The sequence below is a fragment of the Limosilactobacillus urinaemulieris genome (assembly GCF_014838745.1).
Lineage (GTDB): Bacteria > Bacillota > Bacilli > Lactobacillales > Lactobacillaceae > Limosilactobacillus > Limosilactobacillus urinaemulieris.
Genome location: NZ_JABUXR010000003.1, coordinates 66288 through 87788, shown reverse-complemented (window position 1 = coordinate 87788; position 21501 = coordinate 66288). Strand labels below are relative to the sequence as shown.

At 39.9% G+C, this 21501-nt stretch carries 22 protein-coding genes, 1 pseudogene and 1 other annotated feature; of the genes and pseudogenes, 9 read left to right on the top strand and 14 right to left on the bottom strand.

Features of this window, described 5'->3' with window-relative positions:
* Positions 1-40 precede the first annotated feature (40 nt).
* Entirely contained in the window at positions 41-1246 is a 1206-nt protein-coding gene (locus tag HUK45_RS02410) for a chloride channel protein (RefSeq protein ID WP_191910931.1), read from the bottom strand.
* Positions 1247-1399: 153 nt separating this feature from the next.
* Between HUK45_RS02410 and rbsK the strand changes: the two genes are divergently transcribed.
* Positions 1400-2329 carry a ribokinase gene (gene rbsK, locus HUK45_RS02405; protein WP_191910930.1) on the top strand — a complete coding sequence of 310 codons (930 nt, stop codon included), beginning with the start codon at positions 1400-1402 and terminating at the stop codon, positions 2327-2329.
* Between the two features lie 37 nt (positions 2330-2366).
* On the opposite strand, the gene HUK45_RS02400 is transcribed toward rbsK, so the two are convergent.
* The 4 genes from HUK45_RS02400 to HUK45_RS02385 form a co-directional block, all read right to left on the bottom strand.
* A complete protein-coding gene (locus HUK45_RS02400; protein WP_191910929.1) occupies positions 2367-3233 on the bottom strand; it encodes an NmrA family NAD(P)-binding protein in 867 nt (288 codons plus the stop codon).
* 102 nt (positions 3234-3335) lie between these two features.
* Positions 3336-4130: an EAL domain-containing protein gene (locus tag HUK45_RS02395; protein WP_191910928.1), complete on the bottom strand. Its 795-nt coding sequence runs from the start codon at positions 4128-4130 to the stop codon at positions 3336-3338.
* Positions 4123-5445, bottom strand: a complete 1323-nt coding sequence (locus HUK45_RS02390; RefSeq protein ID WP_191910927.1) for a glycosyltransferase family 2 protein — start codon at positions 5443-5445, stop codon at positions 4123-4125. The genes HUK45_RS02395 and HUK45_RS02390 overlap by 8 nt, the downstream gene beginning before the upstream one ends.
* Complete coding sequence (locus HUK45_RS02385) at positions 5445-5948, bottom strand: ABC transporter permease (RefSeq protein WP_191910926.1); 504 nt, start codon at positions 5946-5948, stop codon at positions 5445-5447. Before HUK45_RS02385 ends, HUK45_RS02390 begins: the two co-directional genes overlap by 1 nt.
* A 258-nt stretch (positions 5949-6206) precedes the next feature.
* Between HUK45_RS02385 and HUK45_RS09495 the strand changes: the two genes are divergently transcribed.
* The 3 genes and pseudogenes from HUK45_RS09495 (at position 6207) to HUK45_RS02375 (ending at position 8078) form a co-directional block, all read left to right on the top strand.
* Positions 6207-6818 carry a hypothetical protein gene (locus HUK45_RS09495; RefSeq protein ID WP_235971934.1) on the top strand — a complete coding sequence of 204 codons (612 nt, stop codon included), beginning with the start codon at positions 6207-6209 and terminating at the stop codon, positions 6816-6818.
* A 15-nt stretch (positions 6819-6833) separates the two neighbouring features.
* A pseudogene (locus HUK45_RS09490) lies at positions 6834-7349 on the top strand (GGDEF domain-containing protein); the annotation flags it as partial.
* 27 nt (positions 7350-7376) lie between these two features.
* Positions 7377-8078 carry an EAL domain-containing protein gene (locus tag HUK45_RS02375; protein WP_191910925.1) on the top strand — a complete coding sequence of 234 codons (702 nt, stop codon included), beginning with the start codon at positions 7377-7379 and terminating at the stop codon, positions 8076-8078.
* Positions 8079-8391: 313 nt separating this feature from the next.
* Here HUK45_RS02375 and asnS read toward each other — a convergent pair whose 3' ends face one another.
* The 9 genes from asnS to HUK45_RS02330 form a co-directional block, all read right to left on the bottom strand.
* The gene (gene asnS, locus HUK45_RS02370; protein ID WP_191910924.1) at positions 8392-9690 is read right to left on the bottom strand and encodes an asparagine--tRNA ligase; all 1299 of its coding nucleotides are present in this window, start codon (positions 9688-9690) and stop codon (positions 8392-8394) included.
* A 29-nt stretch (positions 9691-9719) separates the two neighbouring features.
* Positions 9720-10730, bottom strand: a complete 1011-nt coding sequence (gene asnA / locus HUK45_RS02365; protein ID WP_191910923.1) for an aspartate--ammonia ligase — start codon at positions 10728-10730, stop codon at positions 9720-9722.
* Between the two features lie 64 nt (positions 10731-10794).
* Positions 10795-11050: a binding site (T-box leader), on the bottom strand.
* Positions 11051-11118: 68 nt separating this feature from the next.
* Positions 11119-11625 carry a DUF1440 domain-containing protein gene (locus HUK45_RS02360; RefSeq protein ID WP_191910922.1) on the bottom strand — a complete coding sequence of 169 codons (507 nt, stop codon included), beginning with the start codon at positions 11623-11625 and terminating at the stop codon, positions 11119-11121.
* A gap of 6 nt (positions 11626-11631) precedes the next feature.
* Complete coding sequence (locus tag HUK45_RS02355; RefSeq protein WP_191910921.1) at positions 11632-13068, bottom strand: PTS transporter subunit IIC; 1437 nt, start codon at positions 13066-13068, stop codon at positions 11632-11634.
* Between the two features lie 147 nt (positions 13069-13215).
* Positions 13216-13419 (bottom strand): helix-turn-helix domain-containing protein, encoded by a 204-nt coding sequence (locus HUK45_RS02350; RefSeq protein ID WP_191910920.1) that lies wholly within the window; start codon positions 13417-13419, stop codon positions 13216-13218.
* A 13-nt stretch (positions 13420-13432) separates the two neighbouring features.
* On the bottom strand, positions 13433-13933 hold the full coding sequence (locus HUK45_RS02345) for a DUF2975 domain-containing protein (protein WP_191910919.1): 501 nt from the start codon (positions 13931-13933) through the stop codon (positions 13433-13435).
* Positions 13934-14080: 147 nt separating this feature from the next.
* Positions 14081-15262, bottom strand: a complete 1182-nt coding sequence (locus tag HUK45_RS02340; RefSeq protein ID WP_191910918.1) for an acetyl-CoA C-acetyltransferase — start codon at positions 15260-15262, stop codon at positions 14081-14083.
* A gap of 97 nt (positions 15263-15359) precedes the next feature.
* Positions 15360-15974: a sugar O-acetyltransferase gene (locus HUK45_RS02335; protein ID WP_191910917.1), complete on the bottom strand. Its 615-nt coding sequence runs from the start codon at positions 15972-15974 to the stop codon at positions 15360-15362.
* A gap of 114 nt (positions 15975-16088) precedes the next feature.
* Positions 16089-16769, bottom strand: a complete 681-nt coding sequence (locus tag HUK45_RS02330) for an NAD(P)H-binding protein (protein WP_191910916.1) — start codon at positions 16767-16769, stop codon at positions 16089-16091.
* A gap of 159 nt (positions 16770-16928) precedes the next feature.
* On the opposite strand from HUK45_RS02330, the gene HUK45_RS02325 reads away from it, so the two are divergent.
* The 5 genes from HUK45_RS02325 (at position 16929) to HUK45_RS02305 (ending at position 21460) form a co-directional block, all read left to right on the top strand.
* Positions 16929-18251, top strand: coding sequence for a C1 family peptidase (locus HUK45_RS02325; RefSeq protein ID WP_191910915.1), 1323 nt, complete (start codon positions 16929-16931; stop codon positions 18249-18251).
* Positions 18252-18654: 403 nt separating this feature from the next.
* Complete coding sequence (locus tag HUK45_RS02320) at positions 18655-19785, top strand: MFS transporter (RefSeq protein ID WP_191910993.1); 1131 nt, start codon at positions 18655-18657, stop codon at positions 19783-19785.
* A 172-nt stretch (positions 19786-19957) separates the two neighbouring features.
* The gene (locus HUK45_RS02315; RefSeq protein WP_191910914.1) at positions 19958-20152 is read left to right on the top strand and encodes a helix-turn-helix transcriptional regulator; all 195 of its coding nucleotides are present in this window, start codon (positions 19958-19960) and stop codon (positions 20150-20152) included.
* Positions 20149-20673: a DUF3278 domain-containing protein gene (locus tag HUK45_RS02310; RefSeq protein ID WP_191910913.1), complete on the top strand. Its 525-nt coding sequence runs from the start codon at positions 20149-20151 to the stop codon at positions 20671-20673. The genes HUK45_RS02315 and HUK45_RS02310 overlap by 4 nt, the downstream gene beginning before the upstream one ends.
* A gap of 88 nt (positions 20674-20761) precedes the next feature.
* Positions 20762-21460, top strand: coding sequence for a dihydrofolate reductase family protein (locus tag HUK45_RS02305; RefSeq protein ID WP_191910912.1), 699 nt, complete (start codon positions 20762-20764; stop codon positions 21458-21460).
* The last annotated feature ends 41 nt before the right edge of the window (positions 21461-21501 follow it).

The window sequence follows — 21501 nt, the reverse complement described above, 5'->3', positions numbered from 1 at the left end:
ATCTTTGTTTGAAAGAAGAATAGGGAGGATTTATTAATTTTTAAGAGCTGGGGAGAAATTTTTTAACTGACCAGTTAGTAGCGATTGAAACAGTAATTATTACCGGAGTTAATTCAATTGGGACTAGGAGAATCAAAAGGATACTAGTTAGCAGGGGTTTCCCCAGGATGACAGTGAGACTAGTGGCTAAGACAATAACGGCATTAACGCGAACATCGCCGGGAAGTACTAGTGCACATGCACAACCGATGGCTAAACTTGAAAAAATTGCCGGGAAAATAGTTCCACCACGCCAGCCCATCGCAAAACCAAGGTTAGTAACAACTGCTTTAACAAAAGCAATCGACAGTAAAAGAGGAACAGATAAAGTTAATGCTTCATGACTAAAAGGAACAATTCTAAATTCACCCGAAAAAAGGATATCATTACTTAGTAAAGAGCAAGTTGCTAGAATTAAGCCAAAGATACCTCCTTGCCAAACTTTGCTTAGTTTAACGTTAATGATCAATGCTGACCAATTTTCAAGCCGGATAAATAACCAACCAAAGGCAATCCCGACAATCATTATCGGAATAGCAGTAAGCAGGTTTTCCCATTGCCAGTTAATTGTGTGGTGGTGAATGCCGAAGACCCCCTCTTCAGGAAATAGTTTGAAGACAATGGCAGCTCCCAGAATGCCAATAATGACAAGAAAAGATACTATTAGATTTTTTTGCTTTTTACTTCGAAATAATTGACTAAAAAGTGGCGCTGATTCTAGTTGATGGCGATTAAGCCGATCTTGCCAGATATTATTTTCTTGACCATTGTGGTGGCAAAAGATCGACCACCTTAACCGGTCACCAAGCCAATTAATCATACTGCTAGTTAGTACAGTGGTGGAGGCTTCTGGACCGACACTTCCACCAGCGCCAAGAACAAGTAATCCTAAAGTGAATGACTTCCACCAATTGTGATAGTCTAACTTGCCCCGCATTCGGACCGTGGTAAGAACTTCCTCAATTGTTAATGGATAATTGCCTAATTTATGACTAAGGAAGCCGATTAGGAAGCCAAATGGTAAACAAATAATAAATGGGTACCAGGTTTTAAATTCGGTTGGAGAACTAAAAAATTCATTCCAAATAATGTTAATGACCCAGTTTACCAAGTTTAAATATCCCGCTGTTAGGATCCCGATTATTAAACTCCAGATAATGGCATATATTCCAATATTGATTTTCCAATATTCTAGTTTGAATTTCATAGTAGCTCCTTAATTAGTAATGAAAAATCTATTAGTTTAACTTCTACTATATCTTAATAGCTGATTTTAAGGAAGTTAGAGTCAACTGGTTGTGGAGTAATTGCTGGAATTCGTATAATAATAGTAATTAGATCTAGGAAAGAAGTGGGAAAAATGGTAAATCGGGTAATGATTCTTGGTAGTATTAACGTTGATTCAATCTATCAAGTAACGCGGTTCCCTCAACCAGGAGAAACAGTTGCGGTCAAGCAGAAAAGCTATGCACCGGGTGGTAAGGGCGCCAATCAAGCTGTTGCAGCAGCTCGCTCTGGAGCGAAAGTTTCGTTTATTGGTGCGGTTGGTGCCGATAATGATGGACAGGAAATGGTCAAAACATTAGCAGAAAATAACGTGGACACGAGTAAGATTGCTGTTGATCCGGATAACGGAACTGGCAGTGCGGTAATTACGGTCGATGAAAATGGCCAGAACGATATTATGGTTTATGGGGGTGCTAATCAGGCAATGACTACGGTCCAGCTTAATGATTTGGAGCAGGAATTAGCCGGCACCGACTTTATTGTTGCCCAACTGGAAACACCACAAGAAGTCACGCTAGCTGCTTTCAAGCTTGCCAGGCAGCAAAATGTAATAACAATTCTTAATCCAGCTCCCGCAACAGACTTGCTTCCGGAATTGCTGGAGTATACCGACATTATTATTCCGAATGAAACTGAAAGTTCCTTATTAACGGGAATTTCGGTTAATGATGAACCATCAATGCTTCAGAATGCAAAGTTCTTTAAGTCACAGGGGGTAAAAAACACAATTATTACCTTAGGCGAGCAAGGCGTTTTTTACGTAACGGCAGATGGTCACCATGGATTAGTTCCGGCATTTAAGGTAAAGCCAGTTGATACCACAGCAGCGGGTGATACGTTTATCGGTGCACTTAGCTCACAGTTAAGTCCTAATCTGGGAAACTTTGAGTCGGCAATAACATACGCCCAGCGAGCTTCCAGTTTAGCTGTACAGGGGATGGGCGCAATGCCATCGATTCCGCTTGCTGAGGAAGTTGAGAAAGCATTAGGATCGCAAAAATAAAGTCTGAGGGAAGTTGAAGTCCCACAGACTTTGTTTTTTAATGATTCGGTTGATAATTACTTATTAAAAAGTTTTTCATATTTTGGGGCTCATGTCCCGTAATATGTTGGAAATCATTAGTAACATCATTCATCAATCCCATTGCCGCTGCTTTATACATGGAAGCTAGTTCATCACCATCGCCCTCAGAACGGTAAAGATCAGCAAACTTGCTAATTGATACTGGGTTGTAACCAATTTTGTTACCAGTTACGGTAGTCATAATCTGACTTAGTTCAACCATATTGTAATTTTGTTTCATTGTTAAAAGGTAATTTTGTCCATGATTATAGAGATACGGTTTTACAGCAACATTTGCAATTGCTTCAGCGCTATCTTGACGACTGATAAAGCTCATTGCTTGATCACCAATTGGGTAAATAATATTTTGGCGTTTGATGAGTTCGGGAAGATAGGGAATTAGCGGATCAGCATAGAGGGAATTCTTGATAACTGCATACTGGAGTCCGGTACTAGCTAAGCGGGCTGGAAGGTAGGCATAGTAACCAGCTATCTGAAATGGATTATTCGCTTGGTCGGCGATGAAACTAACATCTATAATCGTTGATATGCCAGCTTCTTTTACCGCCGTAAGGGTGTTTTCAAATTCATTAATTCGTGTTTGAACCTTGTAAGTAAGACTAGGGATATAGATTAAAACATCAATGTTCTGAAATGCGCGGTTCATTGTTGCGGTGTTCTGATAGTCGATTGTTGCAAGTTCGTACCCTGCTCTTTTGAAATCAGTTGCTTTTGCGGGAGTGTGGACACCTAAGCGGATATTGTTGATAGGGACCTGCTTACTAAGTTCTTGGACAACAAGACGACCGAGATGGCCAGTAGCACCGGTAATTAAATACTTCATGATAATCATCCTTTCTGAAACAATTGTAACTTTTAAAGTTACGAAAAGCAAACAAAATAAGAGTGATAGAAGTCATTTATAACTTTTATCACTCTCTAATATTTAAATTCTTTTCGGCTCTCCATAAGCATATCCCTGACGCAAGTTGATATTAAGCTGATCGGCTAGAGCGACTTGAGCAGCATTTTCGACTTTACCTACGATTGGGGTAGTTCCTTCTTTGCTGGCGAATCGCTGCCATTGAGCAAGCGTAATGTCAATCCAGTGGGAAGGCGATTTCTTAAACGAGTGGATATCAAATTTAAGAAAATCAGTATATGGAAGGTAGGATTTAATAATCCGGTAGGTCTTTTTAGAAGAATCAACGTTTTCGATCGTTATTTTAATATGAGGATGATCGATTTGCTTTAATATCTTTAACACTCTATAGCGTTGAACAAAATTAGCCTGGCAAAGATCGGTAGCGTCAATTTCAATTAATAATTGGTGGTGATTGATTACCCCAAGAAGCCATTTAAAAAAGTAAGCTGCACGGAAATCAGATATTTGACTAACGGTCATATTCAGAGAAAGGAACCTAATATTGGCAATAATTTTGGGATCAATTTTTTGAACAGTGTGAACAATTTTACTTAATGGAAAGTTATTCACATTGGATGGTAGTTGCCAACGCTGTGTTTGTGAATCAAATTCACGGAGAAGCAATTCATAACCCTGAATCTTTTGCTGGTGATTATAAATTGGTTGGCCAAAGTATTTGTATTTGTTTGAAAATCCTTGATCCTGATCGATTCCCTTTTTATTCCTGTAACGAATCCGTGCTTCAACGCAAAGTAAACAGCAACTGAGGGTAAAAATGATAAAGATCCACCAGAAAAATATTTTTAAATCATTCATCAGAACTAACCTTTCGTTTTGGACTAATCCATTTACCGCTTCCGTGGCCCAATACCGTCTTAACTGCTTTAACAAAGGTGGTAACGATTGTTAAGGGATTGACGAGCCATGTAAAGAGGAGGTAAAGGGGCGAGAAAGCAAAGTAGCGTAGTTTGGTTCCGTTAAAGTCAAGAATTAACGCGGCTAAAACTTGGAAAAGGCCGGCAATTAACTGGAAACTAACGAAAATCATGCTCATTACAAATCCGTGCCAGACTCGTTCGTAATTACCTGTAAGGAAAAATGACGTCATTAAACTAACAAAAATTAAGCTTGTAATCCAAAAGAAAAAAGACCAGACGATTGAAAGGGTCGTATCAACTAACATTGGGATAACAAAGCGAAAGCGCCAAGGATGAGCGATGATCTTAGGAAAATTGGTTAACCAGACTTCGGTTCCACCTTGGGCCCACCGAGTTTGTTGGCGGTAAAGATCACGGAACGATTCCGGAACGTTCATGTGGAAGACAATGTCAGGTGCGAACTTGGGAACAACATTCATGAAAGTATGATCCCAGGCAATACTGATATCTTCTGTTGCCCGGTCCTGGCGAAAACCGCCGACGTTAATTAAAAAGTTTCGTCGATACATTGTATTCGCTCCGCTATAGGCATACATTGTGTTGTTTACGGCAGTTTGGCTACGTTTGATAATCCCAACAATGCTTGAAAATTCAACGGTTTGTGACTTTCCCCAGAGCGTTGAGCGGTTATAAACATCCATATTAGCTGTAATTGCAGCATAATTAACCCTATTTGGACTAGTAAAATATTGCATGTACTTAATTAATGCATCTGGTTCTGGGATTGTATCGGCATCGTTGCTAAGAATATATTCTCCTTTAGCAAAAAAGATGCCAATATTAAAGGCATGGGCTTTGCCTTGATTTTCTTCGATCCGAATTACCCGGAGCCGGGGAAATGACTTTTGCATTTGGTGCAATATCTCTGGGGTGCGATCAGTACTTCCATCATCCATTACTAAGATTTCGTAGTTATGGTAATGAAGCTTGGTTAAGAGATATTCAAGGGTGCTTTGGATGACAACCTCTTCGTTGTGGGCCGGAATCATGATCGTAATGAATGGTTCGTTTTCTAATTTCGTATCAGGAAGAAGTTCCTCATGATGACGGAAAAGCATGTATGATACCGCACCGAAAAACCAGAACATTGCGCCCAAAATTGGGTAGAGACAAAGAATCAGGGTGATAACAAAGAGAAAGCTTTCCCAAGGTGTAGCAGTATTCAAAGCAGCGTCAAAAATATTAGAAACCATTAACTGTCAGCCTCCATATTTTTATTGGCGATAACTTTTTTAAGCTGGTTCTTGGTAAGGTTTTGCTCAGGCTTTACCGTGTAGTTTCGTAAATTTTGACGTTGCTTTTCAGTACCAAAACGAGCGGTCATGAACTTCTCTGCTGTTTGCCGTTCCCACTGATTTTTAGTGATGTCAAATAGCGGCCACTTATTAACTAACCCGCGAGATCGTTGAAACTGGATATATCCCATTGCTAGACAAAAAACAGCGATCATTCCTAAAGCAAAGGTTAAAAAGATTACCAAGAAGTTTAGTTCCTGAAATCCTTCAGCGTAATGCCAAAAGAAATGACCGTGTCGTCCATGAGTCAGGTAAGCTAAATAGGTAGCGCTTGTAATGATAATTGGTATGAATAGGATTAACCAACAAGCTAGTGCAACCAGTACTTGGCGAATTTTAATTCCCCAGTGACCATGTTCAAAGAAATGGTCCCGATAATTATTACGTGTGCTAGTATTCATAAAATTAAATTGGTAATGAAATCCCCATAATAATCATTACCGTTCCCCCTAGTTAAATGAATAGAAATTTTCCGCAAAAGATTATATCACAAAATTACTATAAAATGGCTAATAAGATAAACGTTGATAGACAGTCGATTATTTTACAAAGATTAAAGTGGAATATGAATTTATTCCCGAGATTTTCCTAGATTAAATTAGCCAGGAGCAGTAAAATTTGAAAGTTATCAAAAATTACAATGAAAAGGTGAAGTTAATTTGGCGATCCAACTTTTTAGCGCAGTTATTTATTTGCCAATAATTGTTATCTGTATGATTATTAGTCAAATTTACTTTGAACGGTATTGGGAATCGTTTCAGGGAAATAAACTAGCAAATTGCGGATTAGTTGCGGCGATTATGATTACATATTTTATTCAGGAGTTCTGTCTATTACAGCTATCCCTATTTAATATTAATGAAGTTGCCTTTATGCAGGTTGTTTCAGTCACAATGGTCTTTCGTAATAGTAAAAACAAGCTTTGGTGGGGACTCTTAGCGATTACGCCGCTATTTGCGAATACGGTTGAAGTTCTTATGGGAATTGAATCGCTAAATACTTGGTGGATTTGGCTTGGCGAATCAGCAATCTTTCTGCTAATTTGTGGGATGTTAGTGCAATGGAAAGGAATCTCAATTCGGATTCGCTATCCCTTGGCAATTTTAAGTTTAAGCTTGGTTGAAATTATCTCATTAGGAATTGATAATAACTTTACCGTTGTTAATGTTGCTGCGGCGACGCTTGGTCTCTTGATAATATTAATTTTTGAGAGTCAGCGGTATGAAAGTGAAATTAGAAATGAGGAAAAGATAAAACTTCTGCAAAGATAAAGTGAGCGGGATGATCTCACCGGATTACTTAATTATCGGGCTCTTAGTCAGGAAATTAGTGCATTAACCAAGAATCGGGATATTCATAGTATTGTGATTGGCGGACTTGATATTGATCATTTTAAGCGAATTAACGATACTTACGGTCACTTTGTAGGGAATGAAGTTCTTAATTACTTTTCAACGGTATTTCGTAAAGAAATTCATGAGGCTTTTCCTGATCACGGGTATGTTTATCGGTTTGGTGGTGAAGAATTTACAATCGTTGTTTCAAATCATTCAATTGAGGAAGTCTATGCGCTTCTTCAGTCGATTGAACGGCAATTTAGTGAGCGACCCATCGTTACTAAAGAAGGAGTCAAAATCACAATTAGCTTTTCTTGTAGTTTAACTAATCATTTGAATGGTGAATTGCTCGATTTGACCTTGAAGCGTGCTGATAAAATGTTGTATAGTGTAAAGAATAATGGGCGTGGTTGGATCGTGACCGATCACCATAGTATGCCAGAAGAGAACGTCGCAATAAATTGATAAGACAATAAAAAGTAAAGTGAATGAGTGATAAAAATTATAACTAGTAGTGAGAAATTACATAATATCTTTCAGCCGATTTTTCAGGTTGACCACGAGATGAACGCCAAAGTGGATACGTATGAAATGTTAATGCGGAACTCTTCAGGAGTATTTCCGGGAATGGAATTCTTGCAAGGGTTGACCACCCAAGAAGGGAACGATCAATGGATCACCATTAGTAAGAAATCACTTGCCACTGCTTTAACTAACCATCCGCAACGCAAAATTTATATTAATCTTGAGCCCTGCCAAATGGAATTTGATTGTATTTGGCGGTTCCTTGAAGAGATTCATGAACAATATGGCTCTCAAGTAGCAATCGAGATTACGGAAAGGCGAGAGACAATCCACAGTCTTGATTACCTTGATGGAGAGATTCTCCGGTTAAAAAAGATGGGGTTTGAATTAGCAATTGATGACGTTTGTGCTGGAAGTAATAGCTATGCGTTTATTGTTCGTCAATTATCAGCTATTCAGCGAATTAAACTTTCACTATTAGTATTTAAAAATGAAGATCATGAGACAACAAATGACTTTATAAATGCCTGGTTAACCTTCGCTACCCATCACCACCTCGATTTTGTAATTGAGGGAATTGCTGATCGCCAGCTTGCGGAGTCTTTTGCTGGTAACCCAACTGTTCTTCAGCAAGGCTTTTACTGGGGTAAGGGTTCAGCGGAAATTTAAATATAATATGAAGAAAGCATCAGAGATCGACTAACAAGTCGGTTTCTGATGCTTTTAACTTTATAGCAAGATTATGCTCTGAAACTATTTTTACTGCAACATGGTCGAAATATGTTCGCAGGGAAGCCCCTATAGACCCCCTCCCAGATGCTTTCAGCATTCAGTCGGGAGAAATTTTATTACTACAACATGGTCGAGATCGGCTCGCCAGAGACTTGCTAGAGCTAGCAACCTCCTTCCTAGGCGCAAGTCGCCTTCGTCAGGAGAAATTGCTAGCTTTCCGCAAGTCCTTTGCTGTTGAGCACTCTAATTATTATGGACGTAACCGGTTAATCATCCGTGGGAACGGAATGTTTTCCCGAATGTGTTCTTGAAGAGTAATCCAGGAAAGGAATCGTTCAAGACCCATTCCGAATCCGGAGTGAGGTACTGAACCGAACTTTCGCAGATCATCATACCAACCGTAGTCTTCCTTGCTTAAGCCGTTTTCTTCAAGCTTGTTGGTGATGTATTCATAGTCGTATGAACGTTCAGAACCACCGATGATTTCACCGTAGCCTTCTGGTGCAAGTAAGTCAGCACAGATAACTTGACGGTCATCTTCTGGATCAGTAGGCATGTAAAAGGCCTTGATTGCCCGTGGATAGTTCATGATGAAGACTGGCTTGTTAAATTGATCTGCCAAGTACGTTTCTTCAGGTGAACCGAAGTCATCACCGTACTTAGAATCAAAGCCACCTTCTTGAAGCATTTCGATTGCCTTTTTGTATGTGATCCGTGGGTAAGGTAATTCAGTAAATGGCTTCAGGCTTTCAACTGAACGACCAACCATTTCTAATTCTTGGGCACAGTGGTCAATCAAGTCTTGAACGAGGTAAGCAACGTATTGTTCTTGAATCTTGAGACTTTCATCTTGGTGCATCCAAGCCATTTCTGGTTCGATCATCCAGAATTCAGTCATGTGACGCCGGGTCTTTGACTTTTCAGCCCGGAAAGTTGGGCCCATCGTGTAAATCTTGCCAAGCGCCATTGCTCCAGCTTCACCATATAATTGACCTGATTGTGATAGGTAGGCATCAGTGTCGAAGTACTTAACATCGAATAATTCAGTTGTTCCTTCAGGTGCTGATGAGGTAAGGATTGGGGCATCAAATTGAGTAAAGCCGTGCTTGTCAAAGAATTCCATTGTGGCAAGTTTAACCCGACTCCGGATCCGCATCAATGCCCATGGCTTACGAGAACGGAGCCATAAGTGACGGTGATCAAGTAAGAATTCAATCCCGTGTTCCTTGTTACCGATTGGGTAATCTTCGCTTTCACTAACGATTTTGAAGTCCTTGATGTGGATTTCGTAACCGAACTTAGAACGCTTGTCTTCAGCGATTTCACCAGTTACCCAAAAACTGGTTTCTTGGTGAAGATCGTGCTTGGCAGAATCAAACTTAGCTTCATCAACATCATTTTTCCGGATAATCCCTTGGAAAAAACCAGTTCCGTCACGTAATTGTAAGAAAGCGATCTTCCCACTAGACCGCTTATCAGTTAACCAAACGCCAATCTTAACGGTTTCCCCAACGTGTTCTGGGGCTTGACTAATTGTAATTGTTTCCACTTTAATACTCTCCCTTAATCAATTAATTTTTATAGAATTTGAATATGAGCAGCTTCACACTTCTTGAGCATGTCTTCTGGCCAAATGCTGGCTTGAACTTCACCAACATGTGCCTTGCCAAGTAAGAGCATGCAGAGCCGAGATTGACCAATTCCTCCACCAATTGTATATGGTAATTCGCCATTGAGCAACATCTTATGGAATGGTAATTCTTCCCGGTCGGTAGCACCAGCTTGTTCGAGTTGGTACTTCATTGATTCTGGACTAACCCGAATCCCCATGCTGGAAATTTCAAGCTTCTTTTGCAGTGGCTTATACCAGAAAATAATGTCACCGTTAAGGCTCCAGTCATCATAATCGGGTGCCCGGCCATCGTGAGGTTTACCAGAACGCTTCAACTTGTCCCCAATCTTCATTACAAAGACAGCGCCCATTTCTTTGGCAATCTTATCTTCTCGTTCCATTGGAGTAAGATCTGGCCACCGGTCTTCAAGCTCTTGGGTGGTAACAAAGTGAATGTCATCTGGTAATTGGTAAACAGCATCAGGATAAAGGTACCATAATTCCTTTTCGATCCGCTTAATAACCTTGAAGATTTGCCGAACGGTAGACTTTAATGTTTGTTCAGTCCGTTCTTCCTTAGTAATAATCTTTTCCCAGTCCCATTGGTCCACGTAGATCGAGTGGAAGTTATCCAAATCTTCATCTTTCCTGATGGCGTTCATGTTGGTATAAAGTCCTTCGTGAAGGCCAAAGCCATACTTCTTGAGTGCCATTCGCTTCCACTTAGCAAGGGAGTGAACGATTTCGATGGTTTCACCAGGAAGATCCTTCATTTCGAATGAAACAGGCTTCTCAATGCCGTTAAGGTTATCGTTCAACCCGGTACTCTTATCAACAAACATTGGTGCTGACATCCGTTGCAAGTGTAATTCTTGACCAAATTCATCCTGGAAGTTTTCTCGGATGTAACGAATGGCAGCTTCGGTATCACGAATTGACAATTTTGGATCGTAGTCCTTTGGAATAATTAAACTCATAATTAGCAACTCCTTAATATGCTTAGAATCGGAGATAAATAAAAAAGCCCTTCATCCCCAACATCTAAGGGACGAAAGGCTTTTGTTCCGCGGTACCACCCAAATTGTCTAAAATACTTTTAGACCATCTTATCAAGTACATAAATACTTTTCCGGTGAGATAACGTGCCGGTGACGACTAAGCCTACTTTAAACGAGGTTATTTGGGTTAGTAGCATGGAAAAAGGGTTTTTCAATAATCCAGGTGCTATCGGTCTCCCACTATCACCGACTCACTGTTAGACTGAAAATTATTTACTCGTCTTTTTCATCGCTTTTGAAATTCTTTAATTGTATTTTAACCGAATTTTTAGAAATTGCAACTACTTTTAAAATTTTTTCTTAGTAGTTAAAATTTTGTGCGGTTCTTTAACTGTCTCAATACTTCGTCAGCAATTTCGTGGTTAGTCCACATCCAGATTGCATGGCCAAGACTCTCGGAAAGGTGTTCCTCAAAAGGTTGCTCCTTGGCACTAGGGACTGTTTTCATTGCAGGCATAATTACTAAGTGGAAAGCGATCCAAACAGCGATCCCAAACGGAATCCCTTCACCGAGAGTCAAGAATTTAACTTTCTTTTCTAGTAGGACAGCATAAGTAGTCGCAAATGAAATCGAGAAGCCAAAGTGAACTAGGTATGATACCCAAGGAAGTTGCTGACCAGAGTACGTATAGGTAGCTTGAGTAAGTTTAGCGGGAACCCCGAGTTGTTGAAGCAGGGTTTGCGGTGGATTAACCTTGTCCCGTTCTGGAGTCCGTGGTGGAAGGATATTTTCCCACCCGAGTTTAACAAGGCCAGAAATTACTCCCGCAGCTGTTCCGGCAATCAAAGTATTCTTTAAATTTAATTTTGACATTCTAAATCACTCCTTTGATGGCTTAATAGTATTCTTATCTGCCATTCGTTTAAGATAGTGCCAAATTTGTGGTCGGTAGCGACGAAGGCAGTATAGTAGTAATAGGTAAACCAAAATACATAAACCAATCCAAACTGGATCTTGTGAAATAAAAGCAGCAAAAACCAATGCATTAAGTGGTCGTGCCATTAGGTTAAAACTTGTTACAAGAACAATCCCAGCAGGAATGGCAGCTCCATAATGTGAAATAGCTCCGGTATAGATCTGAGCTAGCCAACTAGAGCAGTATAATCCAATGCTGAACCAGACAATTCCGTTAGCAATCACTTTAAGGATATTTCCATTAGTGATAGCAACGATTGATTCTACCATGAAGGGCAGGGCGATTAGATCGACCACTGGTAAAGTACGGTTACCAGGTAAAATAAAGGCAATTACAACCATAATTGGGATTAAAATAATTCCTGAAATAATTGTTGCTGATTCGCCATAACCAACACCGTCATCGACAGCGAGGAACCAGCGCTTCCGGTCGTTAATTGGATCGGCAATTGCCTGCTTATCAGCAGCCGCTCTTCGTTGCTGGTCAATACTTTTAGCAAGTGGTTTAAATGCCTTAGCAAAGACATCTGTAACTAACGGGAAAATAGTCATTACGGCCGCTAATTGAACGGCAAATTGGAAAATCTGTCCCCAGGCATGATAGCTACTGAGCCGGTTAAGGTTACCGAGAACTCCGATTAACAGACCAAGGATTGCCCCAAGAGTGGTTGGCTGACCAAAGACACCAAACTTCCGTTGAAAGGTCTTGGGAGTTAAGTGAACTTTATTGAAACCAAGCATGTTCCATAACGGATCTAGTAAGATTGCCGGAACTGTTTGGACGATATTTTGGGCAGCACAGACCGTTGTATTCTTAATTTGATAATAAGATGACCAACGATCGGCTTGAATTTCAGCTAGTTCAAGAGTGTAAAGAAGCATGAAAAATGATAGCCCCATTGATAACCAAAAATTATGGGTAACATAATAGGCAAGGGTTCCCCAAATCATAAAGCCAAAATTATTCCACAAGTTAGACGGCATAAAAACTTTTGTGATGCCGAGTGCGAAAAGAAGAAATTCAGCAATCAGACCGAATACAAAAAAAGCCAAGCCAACTGAAGAATTAAAACTCGCCAAAGAACCTGCTTGCCAGCCAATATCAACCACTGGAAGCTTGATACCAACATTATTAACCATTTGATGAATAATTTTAGTGACAACCGGAGTAAACTCGCTAATAATCCAAGAAAATCCGGTTAAGCCAACCCCGGCGTATAGTGCAGACATTAATGCGGTCTTTAATTTAACCTTAAGAAAAAGGGCAATGATAAAGATCATAATTGGTACAACAACCGTAGCGCCGAAAGCATTAAAAAAATGACTTATAGATGAAAGCAAGACGCCATCCTCTTTCTATTTAGCGTAAAGATAATAGCAGAATCAACTACTAGATAAGCTTAATAATTAACAAAATAGGTTTACTAGTCATCATCCTTTTTTATTGTACAACAAAAGAGGAAAAGAGTTTGCTTAGACGCTTATTAATTAGTTCTGGTCGTAACTTAGAATATCTCCAGGCTGACAATGCAAAATTTGACAGAGCTTATTTAAGGTTGCAAAACGGATTCCCTTTGCCTTGCCCGTTTTTAAGATTGAGAGATTAGCTGGTGTGATCCCAATTTCCTTAGCCAATTCTTTAGAAGAGATTCCTTGCTTTTCCATAACAACTCCAAGATTAACTTTAATCATCTACTTTCACCCTCTAAATAATACTGTTATTTTCATTTTGTAAAGTCAATCCACGCTTAAAGATAAAGTAAACGAGGTAGCAAATAATTAGTGAAATAAAGTAAGCGTAATAATTACCGCACGGGAAGAAGTCGAGCTGTGTTGTTATATTAATAAAATGGTTAACGACCGTGTTAATTCCGTCAAGGATGGTAAGGATAAGGAACGAGAACATTAATTTACGTAAAGCTACCATGTTTGCAGGAGCAAAGTATTTCTGAAGATTAATATTGTTGAGGATGTGATGCAAAGCAAGGCAACCGTACAAGAAAACAGCCATAAAAAGTAAAATATCGAAGTAGAGGAGAAGTTCAATTGCCCAGTTATTACCAATCTGTTTGAAAGAGATAGCGTTAGTGAAAATATAAATTGGACCGACAATTAGAAACCCAATTCCTAAAAGACCGTTTGAAATAATTCCCAAATCAACCAATGCTTGAATAGCTCCAAGAAGAAACTGATTAACCTTTTTCATTATTGACACCGCTTTCATTTTATTGTGGTTTTATTATAAAACGATAATAAATTACTGTAAAGCAATAATTTAATATTGAATAACAATAAATTGATCATAAAAAAAGCCTGAAAAAGCAAATTCCTTTCCAGGCTCCGTATTTAGATATTAATTAGGTAGGCTTACTAAAGCAGCGATTCCCATTCCGCCACCAACACAGAGAGAAGCGACACCGGTTTGCTTCTGCAGATCTTGCATTTCATGGACAAGAGTGACAACAATTCGGGCTCCAGAACAACCAACAGGGTGACCAAGGGCGATTGCGCCACCGCGGGGATTAACCTTATGATCATCTAGCTTTAATAATTGTTCACAAGCGATTGACTGACCAGCAAACGCCTCATTTAGTTCGAAAAGATCAATGGCATTTTTATCAAGACCAGTTTGGGCAAATAACTTACTGATAGCATAATACGGTCCAAGGCCCATTACCGCGGGATCAAGACCGACAGTAGTAGAAGTTTGCCATTCCGCAAGCGGAGTAAGGTGGTATTTTTGAACCGCTGACTCGCTAGCGAGGACAACCGCAGCTGCCCCATCATTTAATCCAGAAGCATTTCCGGCCGTAACGGAACCATTCCTTTTAAAAGCGGGATTTAACCCCTGAAGTGCGGCTAAAGAAGTATTAGCCCGTGGTGCTTCATCAGTATCGATTGCCGTATCTTGATGGTGAACAGTGACGTTGACCGGAGTGATTTCATCATCAAATGCGTGGTCCTCTTGAGCTTGAACAGCTTTTTGATGACTCCGGAGAGCAAATTCATCTTGTTGGTAGCGGGCAATGTGGTAACGTTCATTAACGTTTTCGGCCGTAATCCCCATCGCGTAGCCACCCCAAGCATCTTGGAGGGCATCATTTTGCATGGTATCAACTAACTCACCATTCCCGAATTTATAACCATGACGGGCATTTAAAAGAACGTATGGCGCTCGGGACATGCTTTCCATTCCGCCAGCAACAATCACTTGAGCTTGTTTAGATTGGACTAGTGAAACCCCAAGGATAATGCTAGATAATCCGGAACCACAAACATCATTGATTGTAATTGCCGGAGTTGACTGATCTAGCCCGGCAGCGATGGCAGCTTGACGAGCGGGATTTTGACCAGTACCGGCCTGAAGAACATTTCCCATTAATACCTGATCAACTTGTTTATTAGGAATACCGGCTTTGTGTACTGCATCTTTAATTACAGTTGCTCCTAATTCAACTGCAGACTTTGATGAAAGAGCACCACCGAATTTACCAATTGGTGTCCGTTGAGCTGCAACAATAAAAACTTTTTCCATCAATTATTTCTCCCCATAAAATAAAATTACTGTATTAGTTTAGCGAGAAAAAATCCCCCTCGCAAGCTTTTAGCACCGACTTTGTGAATCATTAATCTTATTTTAAAAGTTGAGAATTAATTCGTCGATCACGGTAATAAAATTTACGGTCATGTTCAGAGATTTGACGAGAGACCTTTGCTGGAACTCCCATTGCAACAACATTTGCTGGAATATCGCGAGTAACAACTGCTCCAGCACCGATAACAGAATTATCACCAATAGTAACTCCAGGAAGGATGATTACTCCGGCACCGAGCCAACAATTGCTACCAATTTTGATGGGAAGATTATATTGATAACCGTGCTTTCGTAATTCGGGCAAAATTGGATGAGCAGCGGACGACATAGTGACGTTTGGACCGATCATTGTATTGTCGCCAATGGTTACATAGGTATCATCAGCAATTGTTAGATTAAAGTTTGCGTAGACGTGATTACCAAGTTTAATGTGGTGACCACCCCAATTTGCGTGAAAGGGTGGTTCGATATAGCAATCCTTACCAACCGCCGCAAACATCTTTTTGAGCAGTGCCTGCCGTTTCTTCCCTTCAGTAGGTAAAGTTTGATTGTATTCATACATTGGTAACATTGCTTGAGTTTGTTCAGCAAGGATTGCGGGATCTTCTGGTGAATAGATATCCCCAGAATGCATTAATTTACGGTTATCCATCTTAATCAACTCCAATTAATTATTTATGTAAGCGGATACATTTATTATACCAAAAAAGCAAAATTACTAGTTTTACTAATAATTTTGCTTTCGCTAAGATAGACTTTTAGAAATTTAGTCAGCCAAGCCAGCATCATTGTAAGCAACAGGATCACCGATGTTACTCAAGGCGTCCTCAATTGGAGTCTTTCCTGAACGCATCATGATAATATGACCAATCGTATTCTTATATTTGAGCGTATCAGCAAGAACCTTAGCAACATCTGGAATTGGGTTAGTGGTATCATCACCTTCGCCTAGTGTAACCATTCCCGTTCCTGGCTCGTCAGTGAGGGATGCAGGCTGGATAATTGTGTAAGCTAAGTTAGTGTTGTGGATCAAGTAATTATCTGCAAAGAACTTAGCGATATTATAGTCGGTAATCGCAGCTAGTGCCTTGTATTTAGACCACATTTGCGGTTGGAGTGCGTACATTGAGCTCAGCATAATGTAACGTTCAATGCCGTCTCGTTCGGCGGCCATCATTGTTTTGACGGCACCAAATGCGTCTGTCTGAAGGAGATCTTTTCCTCTGGAGCCGGCAACAAAGTAAACTGCATCGCACCCATCCATAATCTTAGCAATTGCGTCAACATCTGCGTGAAGATCAAGCTTGACTGCAGAAACTCCTTCAAGTTTAACGATCTTTTCTGGGTTACGAGAACCAGCAACGACCTCATTATCATCTTTAACAAGGTCTTTAATTAGTTCAGTAGCGACCCGACCTGAACCACCAGCAATAAATACTTTACTCATGGTAATTCCTCCTTTGGTATTACTATTCTAATTTTAACGGTTTGATTTAATTCAAGAAAGCGATAACACTTCTAGGTCAATTAATAGACGGTTAACGAAAAAGTGAGTTATGATTAAAGAGTAATAGTCACCGAAAATTTAGTAAAAGAAGGGATTATCGTGACAGAAGAAAAGCATTTGACCACAGAAATGGTTAAGAAGTATCAAAAAGTTTTTCATACGCGAAAAGATGCGGAAGTAATTGCTCGTGCGGTTCAAAAGAACGGAATTAAAAATGCCAGTGAGGACCCGATTGCTAGTCAACGCCTTCATAGAGCATTTTCTTACGAGATTAAAACAGGGAAGCCAAGTAACCAGCGCCATAGTGGTCGGTGCTGGTCATTTGCGACCCTGAATACGATGCGGCACAAGTTTGCTAAGAAGTACAATTTTAAGGACTTTGAACTTTCTCAAAACTACTTATTCTTCTGGGACCGGATTGAACGGGCAAACATGTATTTCCAAAAGATTATTGAAACCGCGAAGAAGCCCCTTCATGATCGGACCGTTGATTTCTACTTGAGCTTTGCCTTAAATGATGGTGGTCAATGGGCTAATGCAGCCTCAATCATTGAAAAGTACGGTGTTGTTCCAGAATACGTAATGCCGGATACACATAACACTCGTGATACTAGTGACGTTGCTGAAGTAATGAATTACTTAATGCGGAAAGATGCATTAGAATTACGGCACATGGTTAATGATGGTGCTGACGAAAAGGAGTTAGCAGAAGCACAACAACGAATGATGGCTGATGTTTATAAGGTTGCTGCTTACTCCTTTGGTGAACCACCGACAAAGTTTGATCTTGAATTTCGTGACGATGATAAGAAATTCCACCAAGTTCTTGGTCTTACGCCACTGAAGTTCTATCGTGAGTACTTTGATACGAACCTGAATGATTATGTTGTAATCACTAACGCACCTGATCACGAATATAACAAGGTTTATGCAATGCCAACTCAAGATAGTGTTGCTGGGGGAATTCCAATTAAGTTTGTTAATGTTCCATTTAAGGATCTTCAAGAAACAGCAATGAACCAATTAAAAGCAGGTGAAACCGTTTGGGTTGGTAATGATGTCCTTCAACAAATGGACCGAAAGCGCGGCTTAATGGATGCTAAGTTGTTCCAACGTGCCCAGTTGTTAGATGTTGATTTCGTAATGGATAAGAAGGATCGCCTCGAATCGAAGCAAGCAATGGTATCTCACGCCATGACATTAACTGGTTTTAACCTTCAAAATGGCGAGCCAAACCGGTGGAAGATTGAAAACAGTTGGGGTAAGGATAACGGTGATAACGGCTACTTTGTAATGACCCAGGACTGGTTTGAAGAGTACACCTACGAAGCCGTAATCAACAAGAAATACCTTAGCGACGACCTCAAAAAACTCGCCGACAGCGAACCCGTCACCCTGAAAGCATGGGATTCGTTGCAATAAAGAGAGTGCGAGCCCGTTAAGATCTTCCGGTGGCTAACGATTTCTCCACCGAACGACGACTTGCCGTCGGAGGTGGAGGTCGTTAGCTTGAGGAAGGTTAGGGCGAGCAGATCTAGACTCTGCTGCATTAGAACCGCTAACTCTAGCAAGTCCCTGGCGAGCAGATCTAGACTCTGTGATAGTAGAACACTAGATCTAGTACATTAAAAATAATAAAAGATAATTTGCTACTGAATAAATCGCTTAATGAGAAAACTCATTGGCGATTTATTTTTCTTTAAAAAATTAACTACCGTTTGCGGTATGATTATTGCTATAAGAGAAGTTTAGAGAGAAAGAAGTTGGTTAAATCGTGGTAAAGCAGAAAAAAGAATCAATCTTTACTAAGGATGTTGTCCTAGTAATGGCAGCATCGTTTTTCTTCATTTTTAGTAATATGTACTGCAACCCGTTAATTAATGGTTATGCACAAGAATTAGGAGCTTCAAGTGCCTTTGCTGGAATTATTGTGGGGATGATGAGTATTGTCGCAATGTTCCTCAGACCGATCGCGGGGAACTTGACCGACCACTTTTCGAAGTACTCACTATCATTCATTGGCGGCGCGTTGTGTTTCCTTGGGGTAATGGGCTATGTAATTACTCCTAATAGTGGCTTACTATTGTTCTTTCGATTGATTAATGGTTTGGGGTATGTTCTTTGTACCGTATGTATGACTACCTGGCTTTCATACCTGGTTCCTTTTAACCATGTTGGGGAAGCAATGAGTTTTTATGGCCTGATGAACGCTTTGGCAATGGCCTTTGCTCCAGCGGTGTCAATTAACCTTTACCGGGTAATTGGTTATCGAGATGCCATCATTATTTCGGCCTTATCAGCACTGATGGTGGTAATTACTGTTCAGTTCGTTGGTAACCGAGCTAAACCAGAACCACAAGCACAAAAGGCCAAAAAGTTTCATTTGAAGATTATTCAGCGAGATTCGCTACCAGTTGCCGCCTTAACGGCATTATTTGCGATTCCGTACTTTGCAACGCAAGCGGACATTGTTGCCTATACTGAACAGCGTCATTTACAGATTGCTGTTGGTTCGTACTTCTTAATCTATGCTATTGTCTTATTGGCAATTCGGCTATTCTTAAGGAACCAATTTGATACTGTTCGTTTTGGTCCCTGGTTAGTTACCAGTACTGTTGCCACGGTCTTTTACCTCATTATGCTAACGGTAATGAAGACTAATATTGAAATGGCGTTAGCGGCTGCAGGAATGGCTTTTGGTTATGGCCTGATCTATTCAGTTTGTCAGTCTACGGCAATGATGCTTGCACCAGAAAATGAACGAGGACTGGCTAGTTCGACCTTCTTTTTAGGGCTAGATATTGGAATGACGCTTGGTCCGGTTCTTGGTGGGATTATTGATAGTACAATGCCAGTTAAATGGTTCTATCCAGTAATGCTTGTCACTGTTCCTCTGATTCTTTTGATTTACTTCTTCAATCGGCGAAAGTTGAATAGTGCGGTCGGCAATCATTAATTTCTACAATTGAATTATTTAATGTTGAAAGGCTAGTAATGACTGGTGAGAAAAAACTAATTTTCTCACCAGTTTATTTTTTGTCATATATAGTTGACAAAATGAAATGACCTTAGTAAGATAATACCAACAAATGTCATTTATATATGACAGATAGAGGAGTGAGTAATTATTGAATCGTGTCCGTCAGTTTAGGAAGAAGCAACAATTATCACAATTTGAATTGGCAAAAGAGATCGGGGTTGCGCGCCAAACAATTAGTCTGATTGAAAGTGATAAATATAATCCGTCACTAGACTTATGTTGCCGGTTAGCAACTGCATTAAAAACAGATCTAAACTCACTTTTTTGGGAGAAATCAAAATGACAAAAGAAAAACTACGTAATAGTCTTCTTAAATTTTCATACGGAATCAGTGGCCCAATTGATGAATACCAAGAAAAGCAACTAGATCACCTTGGTAATTCAGCTTATTTAATCTTAACTTTAGTTACGCCAGCTTTACTATGTATCGCGGTTCTCTTGGCATTAGTTACTACCTACCAGATAGCCTTTTGGTTCGCGATTATTAGTTTATTTGCCTTATTTATTATTGTTACTTGGTACTTTTACATTATTGCTATTCGGCAAAAAGTATTAGTAAATGAGGTTGATTCGGGCGAACTGAAAGAAAAACGAAAAATAGTCATTAGACGTGGTATTATTACAGGAATTGTTTTTTCCTTGATTGAATGTATTGGTTTAATAATTATTTACCAGAATTATTCAGTCAAATGGAGCTACGCACTGATCGTTAATGTGATTATTGTATCCATACTTGTTGGTTTGTTTGCTGGAGTACTGGCAGGGGTAATTGCCTGGAAGAACTTAAAAAAATTCAATGGATAATAAATAACGGTCAGTATTTCATATGAAACATTGGCCGTTTTAAACAATCTACAACAGGAGTAAACTAACATTAAAGGAGTGACTGAAAATGGAACGAGCAAAGGTAATTATTCATATGTACATGTCCATTGATGGAAAGATCGATGGTGATTGGGATGGCCTTCCTGGCGATAAGATTTCCGGTGACTACTATGATGATCAATTATTTAAGTTAGGGAGTGCGAACGCCAATGGAAGCAATACAATCGTAATGTATGCTGCTAAGGGGAAGCCGGACCTAAGTAAATATGATGGTCAACGGATAGAATACCGTGATTGGGTACCAAGCGAAATTAAATCAGCAACCTGGGATGTTAGCTATGATCGCCGTGGCCGTGCCGGGTGGGAGAAAAACTACTTTCCGTATGCCGGGAGAAAGAACCGGGCAATTGAGGTTATTACCAAGCAAGCATCAAGAAACTACCTTGCCTTTCTTCAATCAATGGAGATCCCGTACTTAGTTTGTGGTGAACGAGAGATCAACTTTGCTGAATCACTGGTTAAGCTGAAAAAATATTTTGATATTAAAACAATGGTTCTGGGCGGAGGTGCGCTAATTAATGGTGCCTTCCTTAAAGCTGAATTAGTAGACCAGATTTCATTAGTAATTGCTCCGTATATTTCAGGTGATTCGAAGAAGAAGGGAACCTTTAACACGTTAGGGGAATTTGTTAATCAACGCTTCCATGTTACCCAAACGAAAAAGCTAGGTGATGGTGGCGTTCACCTAATTTACGATCGAGATTAGGTGAACTATCGTAAAACAGCGGAAGCTCCAGTTGTTAGAAC